Annotated in this window: 24 protein-coding genes; 10 read left to right on the top strand and 14 right to left on the bottom strand. The window is 72.7% G+C overall.

The window, feature by feature from the left end; all coding sequences use genetic code 11:
• The first annotated feature begins 39 nt into the window (after nt 1-39).
• Nucleotides 40-2,406, top strand: a complete 2,367-nt coding sequence (locus CO540_RS18495) for a glycoside hydrolase family 65 protein (RefSeq protein ID WP_099163022.1) — start codon at nt 40-42, stop codon at nt 2,404-2,406.
• Here the strand turns inward: CO540_RS18495 and CO540_RS18490 are convergent.
• On the bottom strand, nt 2,382-2,861 hold the full coding sequence (locus CO540_RS18490) for a hypothetical protein (RefSeq protein WP_099164833.1): 480 nt from the start codon (nt 2,859-2,861) through the stop codon (nt 2,382-2,384). The two genes, CO540_RS18495 and CO540_RS18490, sit on opposite strands and share 25 nt — an antisense overlap.
• A gap of 115 nt (nt 2,862-2,976) precedes the next feature.
• On the opposite strand from CO540_RS18490, the gene CO540_RS18485 reads away from it, so the two are divergent.
• Nucleotides 2,977-3,750: an SAM-dependent methyltransferase gene (locus CO540_RS18485; protein ID WP_099163021.1), complete on the top strand. Its 774-nt coding sequence runs from the start codon at nt 2,977-2,979 to the stop codon at nt 3,748-3,750.
• A gap of 82 nt (nt 3,751-3,832) precedes the next feature.
• Here CO540_RS18485 and CO540_RS18480 read toward each other — a convergent pair whose 3' ends face one another.
• The 6 genes from CO540_RS18480 to CO540_RS18455 all read right to left on the bottom strand — a co-directional run bounded on the left by CO540_RS18480 (nt 3,833) and on the right by CO540_RS18455 (nt 8,497).
• Nucleotides 3,833-4,414 (bottom strand): FHA domain-containing protein, encoded by a 582-nt coding sequence (locus CO540_RS18480; protein WP_099164832.1) that lies wholly within the window; start codon nt 4,412-4,414, stop codon nt 3,833-3,835.
• Entirely contained in the window at nt 4,411-6,207 is a 1,797-nt protein-coding gene (locus CO540_RS18475) for a serine/threonine-protein kinase (RefSeq protein WP_099163020.1), read from the bottom strand. Before CO540_RS18475 ends, CO540_RS18480 begins: the two co-directional genes overlap by 4 nt.
• A 116-nt stretch (nt 6,208-6,323) precedes the next feature.
• Nucleotides 6,324-6,746, bottom strand: coding sequence for a hypothetical protein (locus CO540_RS18470; RefSeq protein WP_099163019.1), 423 nt, complete (start codon nt 6,744-6,746; stop codon nt 6,324-6,326).
• An 11-nt stretch (nt 6,747-6,757) separates the two neighbouring features.
• The gene (locus CO540_RS18465; RefSeq protein WP_091565540.1) at nt 6,758-7,186 is read right to left on the bottom strand and encodes a hypothetical protein; all 429 of its coding nucleotides are present in this window, start codon (nt 7,184-7,186) and stop codon (nt 6,758-6,760) included.
• A gap of 109 nt (nt 7,187-7,295) precedes the next feature.
• A complete protein-coding gene (locus CO540_RS18460; RefSeq protein ID WP_099163018.1) occupies nt 7,296-7,589 on the bottom strand; it encodes a hypothetical protein in 294 nt (97 codons plus the stop codon).
• A 26-nt stretch (nt 7,590-7,615) separates the two neighbouring features.
• Entirely contained in the window at nt 7,616-8,497 is an 882-nt protein-coding gene (locus CO540_RS18455) for an RNA polymerase sigma-70 factor (protein WP_099163017.1), read from the bottom strand.
• A gap of 166 nt (nt 8,498-8,663) precedes the next feature.
• On the opposite strand from CO540_RS18455, the gene CO540_RS18450 reads away from it, so the two are divergent.
• Nucleotides 8,664-9,149, top strand: coding sequence for a carboxymuconolactone decarboxylase family protein (locus CO540_RS18450; RefSeq protein ID WP_099163016.1), 486 nt, complete (start codon nt 8,664-8,666; stop codon nt 9,147-9,149).
• 47 nt (nt 9,150-9,196) lie between these two features.
• Here CO540_RS18450 and CO540_RS18445 read toward each other — a convergent pair whose 3' ends face one another.
• Complete coding sequence (locus tag CO540_RS18445) at nt 9,197-10,288, bottom strand: epoxide hydrolase family protein (protein ID WP_099163015.1); 1,092 nt, start codon at nt 10,286-10,288, stop codon at nt 9,197-9,199.
• A 94-nt stretch (nt 10,289-10,382) separates the two neighbouring features.
• Here CO540_RS18445 and CO540_RS18440 point away from each other — a divergent pair, with 94 nt between their 5' ends.
• From CO540_RS18440 to CO540_RS18415, 6 genes are all read left to right on the top strand, one after another.
• Nucleotides 10,383-10,835, top strand: coding sequence for a MarR family winged helix-turn-helix transcriptional regulator (locus tag CO540_RS18440; protein WP_099163014.1), 453 nt, complete (start codon nt 10,383-10,385; stop codon nt 10,833-10,835).
• Between the two features lie 40 nt (nt 10,836-10,875).
• Nucleotides 10,876-11,481, top strand: coding sequence for a helix-turn-helix domain-containing protein (locus tag CO540_RS18435; protein ID WP_172967871.1), 606 nt, complete (start codon nt 10,876-10,878; stop codon nt 11,479-11,481).
• The gene (locus CO540_RS18430) at nt 11,481-11,852 is read left to right on the top strand and encodes a hypothetical protein (protein WP_091565513.1); all 372 of its coding nucleotides are present in this window, start codon (nt 11,481-11,483) and stop codon (nt 11,850-11,852) included. The genes CO540_RS18435 and CO540_RS18430 overlap by 1 nt, the downstream gene beginning before the upstream one ends.
• On the top strand, nt 11,849-12,748 hold the full coding sequence (locus CO540_RS18425) for an ABC transporter ATP-binding protein (protein WP_099163013.1): 900 nt from the start codon (nt 11,849-11,851) through the stop codon (nt 12,746-12,748). Before CO540_RS18430 ends, CO540_RS18425 begins: the two co-directional genes overlap by 4 nt.
• A complete protein-coding gene (locus CO540_RS18420) occupies nt 12,745-13,542 on the top strand; it encodes an ABC transporter permease subunit (protein ID WP_099163012.1) in 798 nt (265 codons plus the stop codon). Before CO540_RS18425 ends, CO540_RS18420 begins: the two co-directional genes overlap by 4 nt.
• Before the next feature lie 323 nt (nt 13,543-13,865).
• Nucleotides 13,866-15,338, top strand: a complete 1,473-nt coding sequence (locus tag CO540_RS18415; protein WP_253866038.1) for an endo-1,4-beta-xylanase — start codon at nt 13,866-13,868, stop codon at nt 15,336-15,338.
• Between the two features lie 51 nt (nt 15,339-15,389).
• Here CO540_RS18415 and CO540_RS18410 read toward each other — a convergent pair whose 3' ends face one another.
• A complete protein-coding gene (locus CO540_RS18410) occupies nt 15,390-15,755 on the bottom strand; it encodes a hypothetical protein (RefSeq protein ID WP_099163011.1) in 366 nt (121 codons plus the stop codon).
• 71 nt (nt 15,756-15,826) lie between these two features.
• On the opposite strand from CO540_RS18410, the gene CO540_RS18405 reads away from it, so the two are divergent.
• Complete coding sequence (locus CO540_RS18405; protein ID WP_099164829.1) at nt 15,827-16,351, top strand: SMI1/KNR4 family protein; 525 nt, start codon at nt 15,827-15,829, stop codon at nt 16,349-16,351.
• Between the two features lie 73 nt (nt 16,352-16,424).
• On the opposite strand, the gene CO540_RS18400 is transcribed toward CO540_RS18405, so the two are convergent.
• The 5 genes from CO540_RS18400 to CO540_RS18380 all read right to left on the bottom strand — a co-directional run bounded on the left by CO540_RS18400 (nt 16,425) and on the right by CO540_RS18380 (nt 19,095).
• The gene (locus CO540_RS18400; RefSeq protein WP_253866036.1) at nt 16,425-16,793 is read right to left on the bottom strand and encodes a DUF5713 family protein; all 369 of its coding nucleotides are present in this window, start codon (nt 16,791-16,793) and stop codon (nt 16,425-16,427) included.
• Between the two features lie 112 nt (nt 16,794-16,905).
• Nucleotides 16,906-17,199: a hypothetical protein gene (locus tag CO540_RS18395; RefSeq protein ID WP_091565469.1), complete on the bottom strand. Its 294-nt coding sequence runs from the start codon at nt 17,197-17,199 to the stop codon at nt 16,906-16,908.
• A gap of 28 nt (nt 17,200-17,227) precedes the next feature.
• Complete coding sequence (locus CO540_RS18390) at nt 17,228-18,325, bottom strand: hypothetical protein (protein ID WP_157779157.1); 1,098 nt, start codon at nt 18,323-18,325, stop codon at nt 17,228-17,230.
• Complete coding sequence (locus tag CO540_RS18385; RefSeq protein ID WP_099163009.1) at nt 18,303-18,695, bottom strand: WXG100 family type VII secretion target; 393 nt, start codon at nt 18,693-18,695, stop codon at nt 18,303-18,305. Before CO540_RS18385 ends, CO540_RS18390 begins: the two co-directional genes overlap by 23 nt.
• On the bottom strand, nt 18,649-19,095 hold the full coding sequence (locus tag CO540_RS18380) for a YbaB/EbfC family nucleoid-associated protein (RefSeq protein ID WP_157779156.1): 447 nt from the start codon (nt 19,093-19,095) through the stop codon (nt 18,649-18,651). The genes CO540_RS18385 and CO540_RS18380 overlap by 47 nt, the downstream gene beginning before the upstream one ends.
• Between the last annotated feature and the right edge of the window lie 1,089 nt (nt 19,096-20,184).

The raw sequence follows: 20,184 nt of genomic DNA, 5'->3' as shown, positions 1-20,184 counted from the left end.
GGTTCGGTGGCGGTCCACGCACCGAACCCGGGAGGGCACGTGTCGCACGACGGATGGCGCATCCGGCGCACCAGCGCGGACCTGGACCGGCTCGGCGAGACCGAGTCGGTGTTCGCGCTGGCCAACGGCTGGGTGGGCTGGCGCGGCACGCTCGACGAGGGCCAGCCGTACGGCATGCCCGGCAGCTATCTCAACGGGTTCCACGAGCGGCACGAGCTGAGCTACCCCGAGGGCGGGTACGCCTTCCCCGAACGCAGCGACACCGTGATCAGCGCCCCCAACGCCGCGCTGGTCCGGCTCTGGGTCGACGGGGAGCCGCTGGACCTGCGCACCGGCACGATCCGGCGGCACCACCGGGAGCTGGACCTGCGGGCCGGGGTGGTGCGCCGGGAGACCGAGTGGATCTCACCGGGCGGGCGGGGCGTCCGGGTCGTCAGCACCCGGCTGGTCTCGCTGCCCCGCCGGCCGGTCGCCGCCGTCGACTGGACGGTCGAGCCGCTGGACGGCCCGGTCCCGGTGCGGATCTGCTCCGACCTGCTCGCCAACGAGCGGGTGCCGGAACGCGCCGACGACCCCCGGGCGGCCTCGGTGATCCACGACCCGCTCACCGCCGAGCCCGGCCGGCACGACGGCACCGACGGCGTGCTGGTGCACCGGACCGAACACAGCGGCCAGCGGGTCGCGGTGGCGGTCGCGCACCGGGTCGCGGCCCCCGACGACACGGCCACCGACGCCGAGCTGACCGGTGACCGGTTCCGGCTGGCGCTCACCGGTCCGCTGCGCCCGGGTGAGCGGATCCGGGTCACCAAGTTCGCCGCGTACGAGTGCGCGGACGTGGACGGCACCCCGGCCGACGAGCTGGCCGACCTGGTCGTCGCGGAGGCGGACGCGGCCCGGGCCGACGGGTTCGACGCCCTGCTCGACGCGCAACGGGCCGCCCTCGACGCGGCCTGGGCCACCGCCGACGTCGAGCTGTCCGGTGACCCGGAACTGGAGCAGGCGGTGCGCTTCGGGGTGTTCCACCTGATCCAGTCCGGCCGCGCCGACGGCGACCGCACCATCCCGGCGAAGGGCCTGACCGGCAACGGCTACGACGGGCACGTGCTCTGGGACACCGAGGGGTACGTGCTGCCGGTGCTGACATACCTGGCGCCCGAGCTGACCCGCTCGGCGCTGCGGTGGCGGCACGCCCACCTGCCCGAGGCCCGGCAGCGCGCGGCCGAGTTGCGGCTGACCGGGGCGACCTTCCCGTGGCGGACGCTCGGCGGCCGGGAGTGCTCCGGCTACTGGCCGGCCGGCAGCGCCGGCCTGCACGTCAACGCGGACGTCGCGGACGCGGTGCTGCGCTACGTCGCGGCCACCGGGGACACCGCGTTCCTCGCCGAGTGCGGCGCCGAGGTGCTCGTCGAGACCGCCCGGCTGTGGCACGGCTACGGCCACTGGGACGACGCCGGCGCCTTCCACCTGACCGGCGTCACCGGCCCGGACGAGTACTCGGCCCTGGTCGACGACAACATCTTCACCAACCTGATGGCCCGGCGGAACCTGCGCGGCGCCGCCGACGCCGTCCAGCGGTGCCCGGAGGTGGCCGACCGGCTCGGCGTCGACCCCGCCGAGGTGGCCGGCTGGCGGGCCGCCGCCGACGCGGTCCACGTCCCGTACGACGGCAAGCGCGGCGTGCACCAGCAGTCGGCCGGCTTCACCGAGCAGCCGGAGTGGGACTTCGCCGGCACCGGCGAGGACGACTACCCGCTGCTGCTGCACTTCCCCTACCTGGAGCTGTACCGCAGGCAGGTGGTCAAGCAGGCCGACCTGGTCCTGGCCATGCTGCGCTGCCCCGGCGACTTCACCGCCGAGGAGAAGGCCCGCAACCTGGCCTACTACGAGGCCCGCACGGTCCGCGACTCGTCGCTGTCCGCGTCCGCGCAGGCGATCCTCGCCGCCGAGGTCGGCCACCTCGACCTGGCGTACGACCTGCTCGCCGAGACGGCGTTCCAGGACCTGGCCGACCTGGGCGACAAGACCGCCGACGGGCTGCACCTGGCGTCCCTGGCCGGGGCGTGGCTGGTGGTGGCGCAGGGCTTCGGCGGGCTGCGCGACGACCGGGGCGTGCTCTCCTTCGACCCGCGGCTGCCCCGCCGGATCACCCGGCTGGTGTTCCACCTGCGCTGGCACGGGCACCGGCTGCGGGTCACGCTCACCCCGGACACGGCCGGGTACGCGCTGCCCGACCCCGGCCCGGGCGACGCGGTCGAGTTGTGGCACCACGGCGAGCGGCTGCGCGTCACCGGCGGCGCGTCGGTCACCCGCCCGATGCCGCCGGTGCCGGACCCCGGCCCCGAGCCGTCCTCCCCGCCCGGCCGTCGCCCCGCCCGGCGCGCTCAGGAGGCGGCGGGCGGCGACTGAGCGGGCACGCCGGACATCCGCTCGACGATCTCCTCCAGCGCCTCGAACGCGTACGCCCAGTTGTGGCACTTGAAGCTGCGCAGGCCGGTGATCGGGGTGCGGCAGTCGGCACAGTGGACACCGGGGATCGCCTCCGGCACCTCGGTGTTGACGTACTTCCGCTCGCCGAGCACCACCCGGGCGATCATCGCCCGGTCGTGCACCTCGTGCAGCGCCGAGGAGACGATGTCGTACCAGGTCACCCGCCGCCCGCACTTCGGGCAGTCCGGCTCGTCGCCGCTGACCCACAGCGGCGCGCCGACGCTGCGCGCCGGGATGTTCAGCAGCTTCTCCAGTCGCCGCACGTCCGCATCCGGCGTGGTCCACCGGTGCCGCCCCGGCAGCGAGGCGGGCGAGTCGTAGACGGCGCGGAACACCACCGGGTCGACCTCCACGGTCTTCCGTCCACCGGTCATCGGTACCTCCTCGAATCGGCTGGTCCCACCGTCGTACCAGGTCAACCGCGTGGGCAAGCGGATCACGGACACGTCGGGTCAGCGGTGTGTCGCCCAGAGTGCTAGACATCAGGGCGTGACGGAGGCCGAGACGCGACCCAACGTCGCCCGGATGTACGACTACTACCTGGGTGGCTGCCACAACTTCGCCGCCGACCGGGCCGCCGCCGAGGAGATCCTGAAGATCTTCCCGGACACCGGCGTGGCGGCCCAGACCAACCGCGCGTTCCTGCGCCGGGCCGTGCGCTGGGCGGCCGAGCAGGGGATACGCCAGTTCCTCGACGTCGGGGCCGGCCTGCCCACCCAGGGCAACGTGCACGAGGTGGTCCGGGCGGTCGCCCCCGACGCCCGGGTGGTCTACGTCGACCACGACGAGGTCGCCGTGGCGTACGCCCGGCGGCTGCTGCCCACCGACGGCCGCACCGTGGTGCTGCGGGGCGACCTGCGGCGGCCGGACGAGATGCTGGCCGACCCGCTGCTGCGCGCCACCGTCGACCTGACCGAGCCGGTGGCGCTGCTGCTGGTGGCGGTGCTGCACTTCGTGCCGGACGCGGACGACCCGTGGGCGGCCGTGGCGCGACTGCGGGACGCCACCGCCCCGGGCAGCATGCTCGCGGTCTCCCACCTGACCCTGGACGGCGCGCCGCCGCTGCCCGCCCAGGCCGGCACGGCGGTCTACCGGCGCAGCAGCGCGCCGCTGGTGCCCCGCACCCACGCCGAGGTGGCCCGCTTCCTCGACGGCTACGACGTGGTCGAGCCCGGCCTGGTCCGGTTGGCCGACTGGCGGCCGGACGGCGAGCCCCGGGCCGCCGTGTCGCACGGCTACGGCGGCGTCGGCGTCCGCCGCTGAGCCGTCCGGCCGGACGCGCTGGAGAGCCGCACGACACCCGGCCGCCCGCCGGCCCGGCGCACCCGGCCGCCGAGCAGACCGGTCAACCGGTCGCGCCCCGGCGCACCGCCTCCGCGGCCAGCCGGGCCCGCCGCCGGTCGTCGTTGCTGACCAGGTCGAACTTGTCATAGAGGCGAGTCAGGTGCTTCTTGACCGCGCTCTCGCTCACGCCCAGCGCGCCGGCCAGCACCCGCACCGACGGCGGCTCGGGGAACGCCAGGCCACCGTCCGAATACGGGCGGCAGAGCACGTCGAGCAGCTCCCGCTCCCGGCGGGTCAGGGGCGGTGGCGCGGGCGGTGGCTCGACCGCGAGCGTGTTCGTGCCGTGCTTCGCCGGCGCGCGGAACACCAGCCGCGCCGGCCCGATCCCCACCCGGTCCCCGTCGTGCAGGGTGCGCGCGTCGCGCAGCGGGGCGCCGTTGACCGTGGTGCCGTTGGTGCTGCCCAGGTCGCGGATGATCCAACCGGAGGGGAAACGCTCGACCAGCGCGTGCAGCCGGGACACCTGGCGGTCGTCGATGGGCAGCTCGTTGTCCGGCGCGCGACCGATGGTCAGCGCGTCCGGGCTGAGCGGGACCAGCCGGACCGGACCGGTCCCGTGCACCTCGAACCAGCCGCCGGTCATCGGTCGCACCACGGCGCGGTGGCAGCCGACGTCGCCTCGCCGGAGCGGGTCACCGTCACGGTGGCAGTGGCGGTGACGCAGCGCCCGGTCGACGGCGACGGCTCCGTCCACAGCTCGTACGCCTGCCCGGCGGCGCGCTGCCGGGTGTCCGGGCCGTCCCCGCGCACCGCCACGTCCACGGTCCAGGTGCCGCCGCCGGTGGAGATGTTGTCCCGGTACTGCTTCCACACCCACACGTACGCCATCGCGGTCCGGCAGCTCGGCGACCAGTACTGCTTCACCGAGATGGCCCGCAGGCCCCCGGCGTAGCCGTAGGCCGACGCGCCGACCTGGTGGGCGTCGGCGTAGCAGCGGCCCGGCGGGGCGTCGTCCTGGACAGCCCGGCGCGGCGCGGCCGTGCCGGAGACGGGGGTGCCGAACCGTCGGTCGGCCACGGTCACCTCCAGCACCGCCCGCAGCGGCCCCGCCTCCCGGGGCACCGCGACCAGCCCGACCGCACACCCCTCGCCGGGGGCGAGTCGACTCGTCCCGCACCCGTCCGAGGTGATCCGCAGCGCGTCCCGGGACGGGCCGGTCACCGCCACCGGGCCGAGCGTCACCGGGTGGTCGCTGCGGTTGCGGACCTGCACCATCCGCTCGTCGGACTGCGCGTGCATGGTCAGCTCTCCGAGCGCCAGCCGGTCCGGCAGGGCCACCGGCGCGGGCGTCGGCGGCGCCTGCGCGTACCCGGTGGCCAGCACGGCCGCCACCGCGACCGCCAGCCCGGCCGACCGGCGCAGCACGCGCCCGCGTACCCCGGTGGCACTGGTCACGGTGGCGGAGAGCGCGAGGGCCGCGCGGCGGCGGGCCGACAGCGACCGGGGCCGGTCGGCCGGCGCGGCCGGCGGCGGCGCCGGGTCGGCGGACACGTCACCCAGGACGAACGGGGTCACCGGCAGGCCGGCCGCCGCCTGCGCCGCACGCAGGTCGGCGGCGAACTCCGCCACCGACCCCGGTCGCCGCGCGGGCTTCTTGGCCAGCGCGCGGTCCAGCGCCGCGCACACCTCGTCGGGTACGCCGAGCGGGCGCGTGTCCGGGGGCGGGTCGACGGTGATCCGGCGCAGCAGGGACGGGGTGGGCTCGCCGTCGGCCGGGGCGAACGGCGGCGCGCCGCGGATCCAGTGCAGCACGGTCGAGGCCAGCGCGTAGACGTCGGAGGCGACCGAAGCCGGCTCGCCGCGCAGCACCTCCGGGGCCGTGTGCAGCACGCTGGCGGTGACCGTGGCGCGGGAGCCGGCGCGCTCGGCGTCCGGGCGGGCCTGGCCGAAGTCGGCGAGCTTCGGCTCGCCGTAGCCGGAGACCAGGATGTTCTCCGGTTTCACGTCGCGGTGCAGCACGCCGGCCCGGTGCGCGGTCTCCAGCGCGCCGGCCACCGCGATCCCGCCGGCCACGGCCGTCCGCCAGTCACCGGCCGTCCCGGCGCGCAACCGGTCGCCGAGCGAGCCGCCCTCCTCGTACGCCATCAGCAGGTACGGGTTCCCGGCGGCGGTGCGGCCGGCCTGGTGCAGGGTGACGATGTGCGGGTGGCCGGAGAGCCGGCCGAGGGTGCGCAGCTCCCGTTCGAAGCGGGCGCGGGACGGTCCGGCCCAGTCGGCGGCGAGCACCTTCACCGCGACCCAGCGGGAGTAGTCGGCCTGCCAGGCCCGGTAGACCACACCGAAGCCGCCCCGGCCGACCTCGATCGCGTCGGCGCAGCCGGCGATCCCCAGATCGACGTCCGGGCCGGGCGTCACCGGCTGCTCGCTGTGGACCATCGCCGTCGAATGCTACCGATGGGCCCGGACGCGGCCCGCGGCGCTCGGCGTGCGACGTCGGGAGGTGCCCCGGGGCCGGCCGGTCACGCCGGCCGGCCCCGCCCCCCTTCGGCGGATCAGTAGTCGTTGTAGAACCGGTAGGCGCGGCACTCGCTCTCGTGGCCGTCCTTGTAGCGGCAGAAGAGGAAGCCGATGTAGCGGTTCTCCGGCAGGTTGTACGCGCCGCCCTCGCTGGCCCGGTGGGTGGCGCAGTTGCCCTCGCCGCCCCGGGTGAAGCTGTACCGGGTCGCCCCGTACGCGTCGTCCAGGCTGACGTACATCTTCACCGCGTAGCCGTCGGCGTCCGTGTCGCAGATCTTCAGGATGTCGCCGTGCTCGGTGAAGTACGCCTCGCCGCTGTAGTCGAAGATGCCGCCGCCGAACGCGTCGCCGGTGTTCATCACGTGGTACGAGTCCGACGCCATGGCCGGGCTCTGCAGGCCGACGACCAGCGCGGCCGCCGCCGCGCCGATGGTCAGCGCGGTGCGCTTGATTCGCATGTGGTTCCCCTTCAGCAGACGGTGCTGGTGGACCCGCCGGTCGAGTTCAGGTAGCCGGTGACGTGGGTGCAGTGCGCGGCGGTGTTCGCCGCCCGGCCCCACAGCTCTGCCCGGGTGGTGTTGTTCAGCTCGCCCACGCCGTAGTCGGTGCCACTGTCCGACTCGTCGACGACGTGCACGTACAGGTCCCAGTTCGAGTGGCTGGCCCGGTACTGCTCCCAGACGTAGATGTAGGCGTAGTTGTAGCCGCAGCCGTAGTACTGCTTCACCGACGCCGCCTGCATGCCGCCGACGGTGAGCACCCGGGTGGTGCCGATCTGGCGGACGCTGGAGCAGCTCGACGGCGTACTGGCCAGCGCCGGTGACGCGTCGACCAGGGCGACGGCGCCGGCGGCGAGGGCCACGGAGGCGGTGGCGAGGGTACGGCGGAGCATCGACATGACACCCTGCTTTCTGGTCGAGGTCAGTTCCTCGACCGAGACAACCAGGGTGGGCGTGCGGCCGACAGGTGACGAAGCGGGGAGGGTTTACTCCCCTGCGGTGTCCCGGTCAGCCGAGACCGCGGTGTGCGGCCCAGAGCGCGGCGGCCCGGTCGGCCGCCGCCGCGACCAGCGCGGCCAACTCCGGCCGGTCGGGCACCCGGAACGACACGTACGCGCCGCGCCCGCCCGCCGTGGGCCGGCCGTACGCCTTCGCCGCGAGGCTCCCGTCCGGCAGCAGCCGGACGTTGAGCGTGGTCAGCGTGAACTCCTCGCCGCGCCGGGTGTCGGTCCAGCGCAACGCCTCCGGGACGGTCACGTTGATGGCCAGGGCGCTCACGTCGGGCGGGACGTCGCTGCTCATCCGGGCATCGTCGCACGGCCCGCCGCTCACCGGCGCAGCGTGTTCTCCCGGTTCATGTGCGACAGCTTCTCCGGGTTGCGCACCGCGTAGAGCCCGCTGATCCGGCCGTCGTCGAGGCGGACCGCCACGACCGTGTCCAGCTCGCCGTGGAGCCGGACGACGAGCGCCGGATAGCCGTTGACCTGTGCCGGTTCCATCGAGGCCACGGGTGCGACCCGGCCCCAGCCGCCGGCCAGCAGCCGGGCCACCTTGTCCACGCCGGTGACCGGGCGCGGGACGGCCTGCTTGATCCCGCCGCCGTCGCCGACCAGCACCACGTCCTCGGCGAGCACGGCGAGCAGCGACCGGAGGTCACCCGTCTCGACCGCCCGCCGGAACGCCTCCAGCGCGTCGCGGGTCTCGGCCGCGGACACGGCCTGGCGGGGCCGGCGCGCCGCGACGTGGGCCCGGGCCCGGTGGGCGATCTGCCGGACCGTGGTCGGGTTCCGATCGACCGTCGCGGCGATCTCGTCGTACCCGACGTCGAAGACCTCCCGCAGCACGAACACGGCCCGTTCGGTCGGGGTGAGCGTCTCCAGCACGAGCAGCATCGCCATCGACACGCTGTCGGCCAGGGCCACGTCGTCGGCCACGTCGGGCGTGGTGAGCAGCGGCTCGGGCAGCCAGGACCCGACGTACGACTCCTTGCGGCGGCCCAGCGCGCGCAGCCGGGACAGCGCCTGGCGGGTGGTGATCCGCACCAGGTAGGCGCGCCGGTCCCGTATCTCGTCGAGGTCGACGCCGGCCCACCGCAGCCAGGTCTCCTGCACCACGTCCTCGGCGTCGGCGGCCGAGCCGAGCATCTCGTACGCGACGGTGAAGAGCAGGTTCCGGTGGGCGCGGAAGTCCTCGGTGGCCGGGTCCGCCATGGCTGGCTCCTTCGCTGCTCGGCTGCGTTCCCCACCAGACGCCGACCGAAGGCGCGGTGTGACGTCCCGTCGCTGTGTCGGTGGTCACCGGGCCACGCTGTCACGCCGGCGCGGCGGCCGGCATCTCGTGGTCGTCCGACACCACCCCAGCAGAGAGGTCGGAACGATGGAGACCCGAATCAACCTGTTCGAGAACGCGGTCGCGGTGAAGTTCATGAAGCGGTTCGCCAACGCGGGCCTGGTGCTCCAGCAGTCGCCGCTGCCGCACGCCGTCCAGGAGTTGGTGTCGCTGCGGGCCAGCCAGATCAACGGCTGTGGCTGGTGCATCGACATGCACGTCAAGGAGGCGGCGGCCGCCGGGGAGAGCGCGGTCCGGCTGCACCTGGTCGCCGCCTGGCGCGAGTCGACCGTCTTCACCGAGGCGGAGCGCGCGGCGCTGGCGTTCGCCGAGGAGGGCACCCGGCTCGCCGACGCCCACCAGGGGGTGTCCGACGAGACCTGGGCCCGGGTGCGCGAGCACTACGACGACGACCAGGTCGCGGCGTTGGTCTGCCTGGTCGGCCTGATCAACGCGGCGAACCGGTTCGCGGTGATCGTGCACCAGCGCGGCGGGGCGTACGAGGCGGGGATGTTCGCCGCCGCACTGGCCTGAGCGACGGGATCGGCCGGCTCGGGAGGTCCCGGGCCGGCCTGCCGCGCTCACCGCAGGTCGTCGAAGAAGGCGCGGACGTCCGCGACGAACAGGTCCGGCACCTCCAGGGCGGCGAAGTGGCCTCCCCGGTCGAACTCGCTCCAGTGCCGGATCTGGTACGTCAGTTCGGCGAGCGGGCGGACGGACCGGGTGATGTCGTGCGGGAGGACGGCGACGCCCACCGGCGGCGGGCAGGGCGCGGGCGGTCCGCCGAGCGCGCTCTCCCGGACCAGTCGGGCCGACGACGCCGCGGTGCCGGTGAGCCAGTAGAGCGACACGTCGGTGAGGATGCGGTCCGCGCTGATGGTGGAACGTGGGTCGGCCCACTCGGTGAACTTCTCGGCGATCCAGGCGAGTTGGCCGGCGGGTGAGTCGTTCAGCGCGTACGACACGGTCTGCGGGCGGCTGGCGTAGAGGATCTGGTGCGGGTGCCGGTGCGTCACGAGGTGCCGGATCCGCGCCAGCCGGCCCCGGTCCTGTTCGGACAGGTCGCCCTCGCCCGTCCAGCCCGGCGGTGGGGGTGTGGGCAGGTAGGTGAGGTGCACGCCGACGACGTTGTCCGGGGCGATCCCGCCCAGGCGGGTGGAGATCACCGAGCCCCAGTCGCCGCCCTGGGCGCCGTACCGCCGGTAGCCGAGCCGGCGCATCAGCTCGGCCCAGGCGCGGGCGACGCGGGTGACGTCCCAGCCGCGTTCCCGGGTGGGGCCGGAGAAGCCGAAGCCCGGGATCGACGGGACGACCACGTGGAACTGCCGGGACAGCGGCCCGATCACGTCGAGGAACTCCACCACCGAGCCGGGCCAGCCGTGGGTGAGGATCAGCGGCAGCGCGTCCGGGTCGGCGGAGCGGACGTGCAGGAAGTGCACGTTCTGCCCGTCGATCTCGGTGGTGAACTGCGGGTACCGGTTCAGTTCGGCCTCGTGCGCACGCCAGTCGTACCCGGTGCGCCAGTGCTCGGCCAGCTCGCGTACCCGGGCCAGCGGGATGCCGTAGTCGGCGCCGGCGTCCGGCAGTTCGTCGGGCCAGCGGGTCCGGGCCAGGCGGTCGGCGAGGTCGTCGAGGTCGCGCTGGGGGATGTCGACTCGGAACGGCTTGATCATGATCTGCCCTTCGTTGGTCGTCCTAACGTTGGTGCGACCAACAGTATGGGTTCGCTTCGTTGGTTGCACCAACGTTTCTGGTTAGGCTGCTCACATGGACACTCCGGATCAGGACGTCGTACCGGCCCGACTGGCCGGCCTGCCGAGTTGGCTGATCAGCCAGACCGCCGTCCGCGCCGGACGGATGGTGAGCGACGGGCTCGCCGCGGTGGACGCCCGCGGTTACCACTTCCGCCTGCTCGCCACACTGGACGAGTTCGGGGCGGCCAGTCAGGCGGCGCTCGGCCGCCGCAGCGGCATCCACGTCAGCGACGTGGTCGCGGCGCTCAACGAACTCGCCGACCGCGACTACGTGACCCGCGAGCCGGACCCGGCCGACCGGCGCCGCAACGTCGTCACCATCACCCCGGCCGGGCGGCGGCAGCTGCGGCGGTTGGAGACGCGGCTCGCGGTGGTGCAGGACGAACTGCTCGCGCCGCTCTCGCCGGAGGAGCGCGCGCAGTTGTCCCGGCTGCTCACCCGGGTGCTGCGCCACCACTCGGCCTGATCCCTACCGTTATCACTATCAAAAGTGATAACGTTCGGTCATGGCGATGTCGAGGGAGCGGTGGGCCGAACTGGCCCTGCATCCGGTGCGGATCCGGATCCTGCGGGCGGTCGCCGGCACCCGGCTGACCACGCACGACCTGGTCGAGCTGCTGCCGGACGTGCCGCAGGCCACCCTCTACCGGCACCTGGCGACGCTGGTGAAGGCCGGGCTGCTCGACGTGGTCGAGGGGCGCAGGGTGCGCGGGGCCGTCGAACGGGTCTACGCGCTGCCCGCGCACGGCGCCACGCTCGACGCCGACGCCCTGGCCGCCGCCACGCCCGAGGACCACGAGCGCTACTTCACCGCGTTCGTGTCGAGCCTGCTCTCGGAGTTCTCCCGCTACCTGGCCCGGGATCGGGTGGACCTCGCCGCGGACGGCGCCGGCTACCAGCAGATCGTGCTCCACCTGACCGACGCCGAGCTGGGTGAGTTCGCGGCCGGGTTCAACGCGCTGGTCGGCCCGCTGCTCGGCAACCGGCCCGGCGACGGGCGGAAACCGCGCCTGCTGGCGACCGTCCTCATGCCCGCCGACCTGCCGCCGACCGGCACCGAAGACGCACCGGAGTCGGCGAACGACTCCGACCCGACGAAGGGGGACAGCTGATGGCCACCGTCATGCTCACCGGCGAGGTGATCGACGTCCGGTTCACCGGATGGGAGCGCGTCTGGACCGGGCGGGAGCGGTTCGTGCTGCCCGTCGGCGCGGTCCGGCACGCCGCCCCGGTGGGTGAGCCGGTCCGGCTGGCCCGCGGCGCCCGGCGCGGCTTCGTGGTGTCCGGCCTCGCCAAGATCGGTGTCTGGGGCCTGTTCGGCGGTCCCCGGCAGCTCGTGGCGGCCCGCCGCGGCGAACCCGGGTTGCACCTCGTGCTCGACCGCGCGGCGGCCGGCGGCGAGTTCGACGAGGTCGTGCTCTCCACTCCGGACGCACCGGCGCTCGCCGCCGCGATCGCGCGCGGGACGGCGGCGCGACCGTGACCGGCGAACGGCTGGCGATCGAGGTGTCGCGCCTGACGAAGCGTTACGGCGACGCGACCGTCGTGCGGGACCTGACGTTCACCGTGGCACCCGGCGTGGTGACCGGATTCCTCGGTCCGAACGGCGCCGGCAAGACCACCACCATGCGGATGATGACCGGGCTGGTGTCGCCCACCAGCGGCACCGCCACGATCGGCGGGCTGCCGTACGCGCGACTGGCCGAGCCGGCGCGCACCGTCGGCGCGATGTTCGACGCCAACGCCTTCCATCCCGGCCACACCGCCCGCGACCACCTGCGGGTCTACGCCGCGATGAGCGGCTGCCCGGACGGTCGGGTCACCGAGCTGCTGGACCTGCTCGGCCTCACCGGGGCCGCCGACCGCCGTACCCGTGGGTTCTCCACCGGCATGCGGCAGCGGCTCAACCTCGCCACCGCGCTGCTCGGCGACCCCCGGGTCCTGCTGCTCGACGAACCGGGCAACGGGCTGGATCCGGCGGGCATGTCGTGGCTGCGCGACCTGCTGCGCCGACTCGCCGACGAGGGGCGCACCGTCCTGATCTCCAGCCACGTGCTCAGCGAGGTCCAGCAGCTCGTCGACGACCTGGTGGTGATCCGGCGGGGTGAACTCGTCGCCGCCGGCCCGCTGTCCCGGCTCGCCGGCCCGCCGACCGTGCTGGTCACCTCGCCCGACGCCGATGCGCTCGCCGCCGCCCTGCCCGCCGGCGCCGTCGAACCCGCCGGGCCCGGACAGCTCCGGGTACGCGGACTGGACGCGCCGGCCGTCGCCGACCTCGCGGCCGCCCACCGTCTCCGCGTCCACGAGCTGGTCGCCGCGCCCGCCGACCTCGAACGCCTCTTCCTGGACCTGACCAGCGACCCGGTGGCCGCCCGATGAGGCCCCTGATCAGAGCGGAGTCGCGCCGGTTGCTGGCGACCCGGATGTGGCGCGGGCTGCTGCTCGCCGCCGTACTGCTCGGCGGTGGACTGGTCGGCCTCATGGCGCTGGTGGGTCCGGAGAACTTCGACCCGCCCCTGCCCGGGCTGGACACCGAGGTCGGCCTCCGCTCGGTCCTCGGCATCCTCGGCTACACCGCGTTCGTGCCGGCCGCCGCCGGCACGCTCGCGGTCACGTCCGAGTACCGGCACGGCACCGCCGCCGTCACGTTCCTGTTCGCGCCGCGCCGCGGGCGCGTGCTCGCCGCCAAACTCGCCACCCACGCGGTCGTCGGCCTCGCCTACGGGATCGTTCTCGCCGGCTCCGCCGCGGTGGCGCTGTTCGCCGTCACGGCCGCCCGGGGCGTACCGCTCGGGCTGCCCGCGCCGACCGTGCTGGCGCTGCTCGCCCGGATCGGGATCGCGATGACGGTCTACCTGCTCATCGGCGTCGGCGTGGGCGCGCTCCTGCGCAACCAGGTCGCCGCCCTCGCCGCCGTGGTCGGCTACCTCTACCTCGGCGAGCCGGTGCTCATGATGATCCCCGGGGTCAGCGCGCTCTATCCGGTCCTGCCCGGTGGGGCGACCGCCGCGCTGACCGACTTCACCTACCTCGCCGACGCCATGTCCGACCAGACCGGCGGCGACGCCGTCCACCTCCTGCCGCCGCTCGGAGGAGCGCTGCTGCTGACCGCGTACGCGCTGGTTGCCGCGGCGGTGGCGGTGATCGTCCCGATGCGCCGGGACGTCACCTGACCGACCGGGCCGGGGGCACGCGGACGGCCCGGCCCGTCCTGACGCGTGGCGCTCGGGGGGGCCGATCTCCGAAAGTTTCGGTGGCACTTCTCGATCCGGGTGCCGGTGCTGCCCGGGGCCCTTTTCGCGGGAATCCGCGTGGCCATCGACGTTGACCGATCACGGAGCCGCGAGTATCTTGCTGGGCAAGTTACCGGTACGTTTCCGAAAAGTTTCGGAGCCGGGGCCCCGAGAATCCTCGCGGCACCGGCTCCCGCACGGCAGGTACGCGGGCCCGCGTTTCCTCACGACCTTGCACATCCCCCGATATGCACAGGAGTGTCATGAAACGTCTAGTGAAGCACGGCCGTTACCGTCTGGCTGCGGCCGCCGCCGCCGCCGGCGCGCTGGCCCTGGCCGGCGCGGCGCTGATCGTGCCGGGTCCGGCCCAGGCCGCGAGCACGCTGGGTGCGGCGGCGGCGCAGTCGGGTCGCTACTTCGGCACGGCGATCGCGGCGAACCGGTTGAACGATTCGACGTACAGCACGATCGCGGGTCGTGAGTTCAACATGATCACGGCTGAGAACGAGATGAAGCCGGATGCGACGCAGCCGCAGCGGGGTCAGTTCAATTTCAGCTCCGGGGATCAGATCTACAACTGGGCGACGCAGCGTGGTCTGAAGGTGCGGGGTCACACGCTGGCGTGGCATGCGCAGCAGCCGGGGTGGATGCAGAGTCTGAGCGGCGGCAACCTGCGTCAGGCGATGATCGACCACATCAACGGGGTGATGGGTCACTACCGGGGCAAGTTGGCCGCGTGGGACGTGGTCAACGAGGCGTTCAACGAGGACGGCAGTCGCCGGCAGTCGAATCTGCAGGGCACGGGCAACGACTGGATCGAGGTGGCGTTCCGCACGGCGCGGGCGGCGGATCCGTCGGTGAAGCTGTGTTACAACGACTACAACATCGAGAACTGGTCGTACGGCAAGACGCAGGGTGTCTACCGGATGGTCCAGGACTTCAAGTCCCGTGGTGTGCCGATCGACTGTGTGGGGTTGCAGACCCACTTCACCGGCGGTAGTTCCCTGCCGGGCAACTTCCAGACCACGCTGTCGAGCTTCGCCGCGCTCGGTGTGGACGTGGCGTTGACCGAGGTGGACGTCACCAACGCCTCCACGTCCCAGTACGCCGGGTTGACCCAGGCGTGCCTGAACGTGCCGCGCTGCATCGGCATCACGGTGTGGGGCGTGCGCGACAGCGACTCCTGGCGCTCGGGCGAGAACCCGTTGCTGTTCGACGGCGGGGGCAACAAGAAGGCCGCGTACACCTCGGTCCTCAACGCCCTCAACGCCGCCGGCCCGGCGCCGACCGGCACCGCGACGCCGACGCCGACCCCGACCACCACGCCGACCACGCCGCCGCCGACCAACGGCGCCAACCGGATCGTCGGCAACCAGTCCGGCCGGTGCGTCGACGTGCCCAACGCGTCGCAGACCAACGGCACCCGCGTGCAGCTCTACGACTGCCACGGCCAGACCAACCAGCAGTGGACCTACACCGCCAGCCGGCAACTGACGATCTACGGCGGCAGCCGCTGCCTGGACGCCGCCGGCTCCGGCAACGGTGCGGCCGTCCAGATCTACAGCTGCAACGGCCAGACCAACCAGCAGTGGAACGTCAACTCCAACGGCACCATCACGGGCGTCCAGTCCGGCCGCTGCCTCGACGTCTGGGGCACCGGAAACGGGCAGCAGGTCCAGCTCTACGACTGCAACGGGCAGGCGAACCAGCGGTTCCAGCTCGTGCCCATCAGCTGACCCGACCGTCCATCGTGGGTGACGGGCAGACGGCGAGCGGCCGTCTGCCCGTCACTCCGCCAGCCACGAGTGGGCCTCGACCGACCACGGCTGGCCGAGGTCCTCCCGATAGGCCACCTGGCCGAGCGGAAGGCCGGCCAACCCGGCCACGGCCGGGTCCCGCTCGGCGACGTGCTGGATGCACGTGACGACCACGGCATCCGGCTCGTTCGGATCGTTCACGCCGTCGCCGACGATCCACGCGTTGTCGTCCGTGTGGATGACCTCCCGAGCCGGTTCCACGCCCTCCAGCACGGTGCGTTGCACGACCGCACCGAGCTGGTCCGGGAACCGATCATCGGTGAAGGGAAAGGGCAGGGACCGGAACACCTCGTGCTGGTCGCCGTGCTCGTACGACTCGACTGCGTGATCGTCCACGGCGACACCCTAGACCCGACGTGGCGCGGCACCGGGCCGGTGTGTCGGTCGTCGTCGTTAGGGTGCTGCCCGTGGAAGACGATGGTCGCGCCCTGCCGGTCGCGCTGACGGAAGCTCACGAGGTCGGCTTCGACTACCGGGACGGGGACGGCGTCGACTTCGAGCCGTACGACCGGTTCCTGGACCCCGGCGAGACCGCCGAGTGGTGGCGGGCCTGGACCGGGAACGCGGCCCAGGACGGATCCGAGTTCCGGGTGTTCGGGCAGGACGGCACCGGTGGCCTGGCCGCGTTCTGGCTGGTGCGTGGCGGCGAGCCGATCGAACGCCAGCCGGTGGTGTTCCTCGGCTCGGAGGGCGAGACGTCCGTCGTGGCGCGGGACCTGTCTGCCTACCTGTGGCTGCTCGCCGACGGCTTCGGCCCCTGGGAGGCAACGGCGTACCCCGACCACGAGCATCAGCCCCGCGCGGACGCTCGCCTCGCCGCGATCGCCCAGCGGTGGGCGGCCAACCGCCGCGCCTCCGCCGAGGAGGTCATCGCGGCGGCGAGGGCGGAGTTCCCCGACTTCGACGAGATGATCGGCGGGCTCTGCCGCTAGGTGGCCCCACCTGACCAGGAGCGGGGCCACCCTCGAAGGCGCGAGTTGCGTACGAGTGGGCCCGCCCATCCGCTCACCAGTTCCGATTGGCGATCAGCCGTCCGGTGTCCGCGTCCGCGAACCCGTAGCTCGTCGCGACGACCCAGAAATCCTCGCCTATCGCTTCGCGCGCCACCGTCTCGATCCCGCTGCCGGCCGCCTCGAACTCCGCCTCCAACAGGTTGAACTCATCCGTCGCCGCGTCGGTCAACGCGTAGAGGGCCGCCAGGTCCTGCGGGCGCTCCGTCTCGATGCGCTGACACAACCGCAGCAGGATCGCCCGGCCCTTGTCGACGACGTGGTCCGGGAAGTAGCCGTCCGCGTACAACTCCTCCAGGAAGGCGTGCCGGGCCATCTGTTGATTCGCGAGGGACGCGGTCATCTGTTCCTTCGGGGATTCCACGAACCGATCCTGCGACACGGGACCGACACTTCATCGCTTGAAGACGGCCGGCCCGGACCGGCGGGCGCGGCTCCGCCACCGCGGGACACGGCGGGCTCGGGGCCGGGGGACGTCAGGCCGGTGTCTGCGGCCAGGGCCGCAGCGCCTCCAGCCGGGTGCCGAGCCGGCCGAGGAAGTCACGGAACCCCGCCTCGCCGTGCGGCGTGTCGATCTCGTCGGTGAGCGGGCCGTCGTACCGCAGCGCCTGGACGATCGCGTCCGCGTACGCGTCGGGGCCGGCACCGAAGTAGCGCCGCTCGACCATCGCCGCGGCCATCTGGCCGGCGGTGTCGTCATCCAGCTGGGGGGTGAACATCAACCCGTACAGGATCTGGTTGACGATGCCCTTCCAGTCGTCACTGGCCACTCGCAGACACCCTTTCCGATTCCGACAGTCAGTTCAGCCGGGTACGGCCGTCGAAGCCGAAGAGCGGAACGTTGTTGACGCCGTTGCGGCCCAGTTCGTCGGTGACCTGTCGCATGTGCTGCGGAGTCGGCTGGTAGTGCCCGCTCGCCGAGGTCACGTACTGCACCTTACCGTCGACCACCGCGATCTCACCGGCCGCGGCGACCGGCTTGCCGTTACCCAGCGTGGAGTGGTGGAACTTACCGACCTCCTGGTAGGTCGACGCGTAGATGTTGCCGCGCTCGTCCATCACGAAGATCGCCCGGCCCCCGTCCTGGCTCCAGTGCGTGCTGGCGTTGCGGGTGTCGAACGGCTGCCCGTCCCGGGCACTGCGCATGATGCCGTCCGAGTCGACGTAGACCCGGTGCTGCTCCAGTTGCGCCTCGTCGAGCCGGCGTACGGAGCTCGGCCGGAACGGGTTGCCCGGGTGGTCGCCCATGGTCTCGTACCGGTACTTGTCCAGCATCGGCTTGCCCTGGTAGCGGATGTCCCGCAGCGGCCCCGGCACCTTGGGCGGCCGCCCCGGGCCACGGCCCGGCTTGCGGGTGAACCGGCGGAGCAGCGTCTTCGCGCGACGGAGCAGCCGAGGAATGATCTCGTTGACCACCCGGTCGATGACTTCCTTGATGATCCGGCGGATCGCGACCCGGGCCAGGCCGATCGTGACCGGGATCTGCGCCAGCGACCCGCCCAGCGTGGGAGCGGCCGCCGCCAGGGCCATCGCGACCTGAACCACCACGATGATCAGCTGGACGATCGTGAGGATCTTCTGGGTCAGCGTGATCACGGCCATCACCAGCAGCGCGGCGGCGATCAGCTCGGCGGCCTCGGCACCGTCCTCGACGCGCCGGGTCGGACCCTCCTCACCCCGCCACATGGTGTCGAACGCGGTGACGTCCCGGCCACGGTTGGCGGCGCCGACCGTCGCGGCGCCGGCGTTCGCCTCGGCGCCCGCCGCGCGCAGCGTCCCGGCGAAGGCCGTCCACGCCTGGGCCGCCTCGACCAGCAGTTCCTCGTCGGCCTCGGGCCAGGTGAAGCCCACCCAGTTGAGAGCCTCGGCCAGCTCAGGTGGTAACTGCAGGCCCACCGGGCAACTCCAGTCCTTTGAAGAGGGCGGCGTTGTCCATGTCGGTGCGCTCGTGGTCGGCGGCGACCGTGTCGAGCCGCTCGGCCACGTCCACCAGCTGGTCGGCCGTCGAGGCGTACACGTCGAGGGCGTGCTGGAGCACCTCGGTGTAGGCCATCCCGAAGACCGTCCCGGCCTCGTCGCCACCCCACGGGTTGCCCGAACCGCTGACCGTGCCCTGGAGCCGCTGCACCTCGCCGGTGAGCCGCTCGCCGCCGCCCCGGATGGTCCGGGCCGCCGACCGCAGCGCGGCGACGTCGACCTCGATCCCGCCGGTCAACCGGTCACCGCCGATCGCGGTCGAGTCGGCGGACCATCGCGTCCAGGTCACCGATCATCCCGTCGAGCCCCCGCCAGGCCTGCTCGGCGACCCCCTCGAGCTGCCGGTGCAGCGCCGCCTGGTCGACCTCACCGCCGAGCGCCTCCTGGCGCTGCCGCCGCTCGTCGTCCTGGGCGGCGGTCACGGCCTCGACCACGTACTGGGCGATGGCCGTCGTGCCGGAGCGCAGCAGGGTCGGGTTGATCTCCAGCAACTCCAGCCGCCCGTAACCGCCGACGACCGCCTCGACCAGGCCGTCCCCGCCCGTGCCACGCCCGCGCAGCGGGGTCTCCTCGACCGGGGAGGTGGGGTCCGCCGACCTGGCCGGTCCGGTCGCCTGGCCGAGCAGGCGCATGGCGGCCTCCAGGGAACGGCCGACCGCAGCATGATCCGTACGCTCTTGATCCGCCATTCGCACCGCCCCGATCTCCGGTTCGACGAGCAACCCGGCGGATCTTACCGACGTGAACGGCTCGGCACGAGCCCGGCCGATGCGCCCACACTGCTTCCTCGGACAGGGCAGGGTGTGGAAGCTGGACCTCGCAGGATCGACCATCCGAAGGCCACCAGGTCGTGTCGTCGAAGGTTCACAACCATTGGAGTAATGCGGCGATGGTGACGGTGGCCCGGTAGGACGTGTGGCGGTCCTTGTCGTCGCGGGTGGCGACGCTGCGGCACTGCTTGAGCCGGTTGAAGGCAGCGTTCGACGACGTTGCGGCATTCGTAGAGCTGCTTGTCGAATGAGCGTTCGGAGTTGTGTGCCCGATGCCGCGTCGGCGTAGGTCCACTCGGATGGCCTTGGAGCTGTAGCTCTTGTCAGCGACGATGTGGTCCGACCCACGCGAGGCCGTCCAAGCCCTGGGCCTTGGACGCGGATGGCAGCCATGATTCGGGTGGAACGGATGCAGTCGTTGACGTCGCTACCGGAGAGCACGAACGCCAGGATCCGACCGGGTCGGCGCAGGCGAGGTGAGCCTTGGGGTCAGTTCACCTCGACTTCAACCGAGGGCCTGATCTTGTGGTTCATCCGATTCTTCGCGTCCCTTTAGCGCCGGCGGCCTGCTGGTGAGGTCGCACGATGGTCGATTCCACCGACACCAGCCAGTCGATATCCCCGGTCGCGCCCGCGTCGGCCTGTACCCCCCGCGAGTATCCGCTCGAACGCGTCAACGACTGATCTGCAAAAACGGGTGTAGATCGACCGGTCACCACCGACGGCAGTTACGCGACCGCACTTTCCACTCGATGTCAGCCGAATCGTAACGACGGCCACGCGCTATATGGTATAAAACTAAGATCCTCTGAAGAAACTGCTCGGCAGGCCACTTTACGCGGGCCGATAATAAGGGGCCGCCCCAGACGGTGGCGGCCCCTGGCAAGAACGTATGTGTCGGCTACACGTCCTTCACGCAGACGGCGTAGGTCCAACCGCTGGTGCCACTCCGGAAGGCGATCTGCATCCACCGGTTGGTGTTCACGCCGCATGCCGTGTACCACTCAG

This window comes from Micromonospora sp. WMMA2032, from assembly GCF_002688545.1.
Lineage (GTDB): Bacteria > Actinomycetota > Actinomycetes > Mycobacteriales > Micromonosporaceae > Micromonospora > Micromonospora sediminicola.
This window is presented reverse-complemented; position numbering and strand designations above follow the sequence as displayed.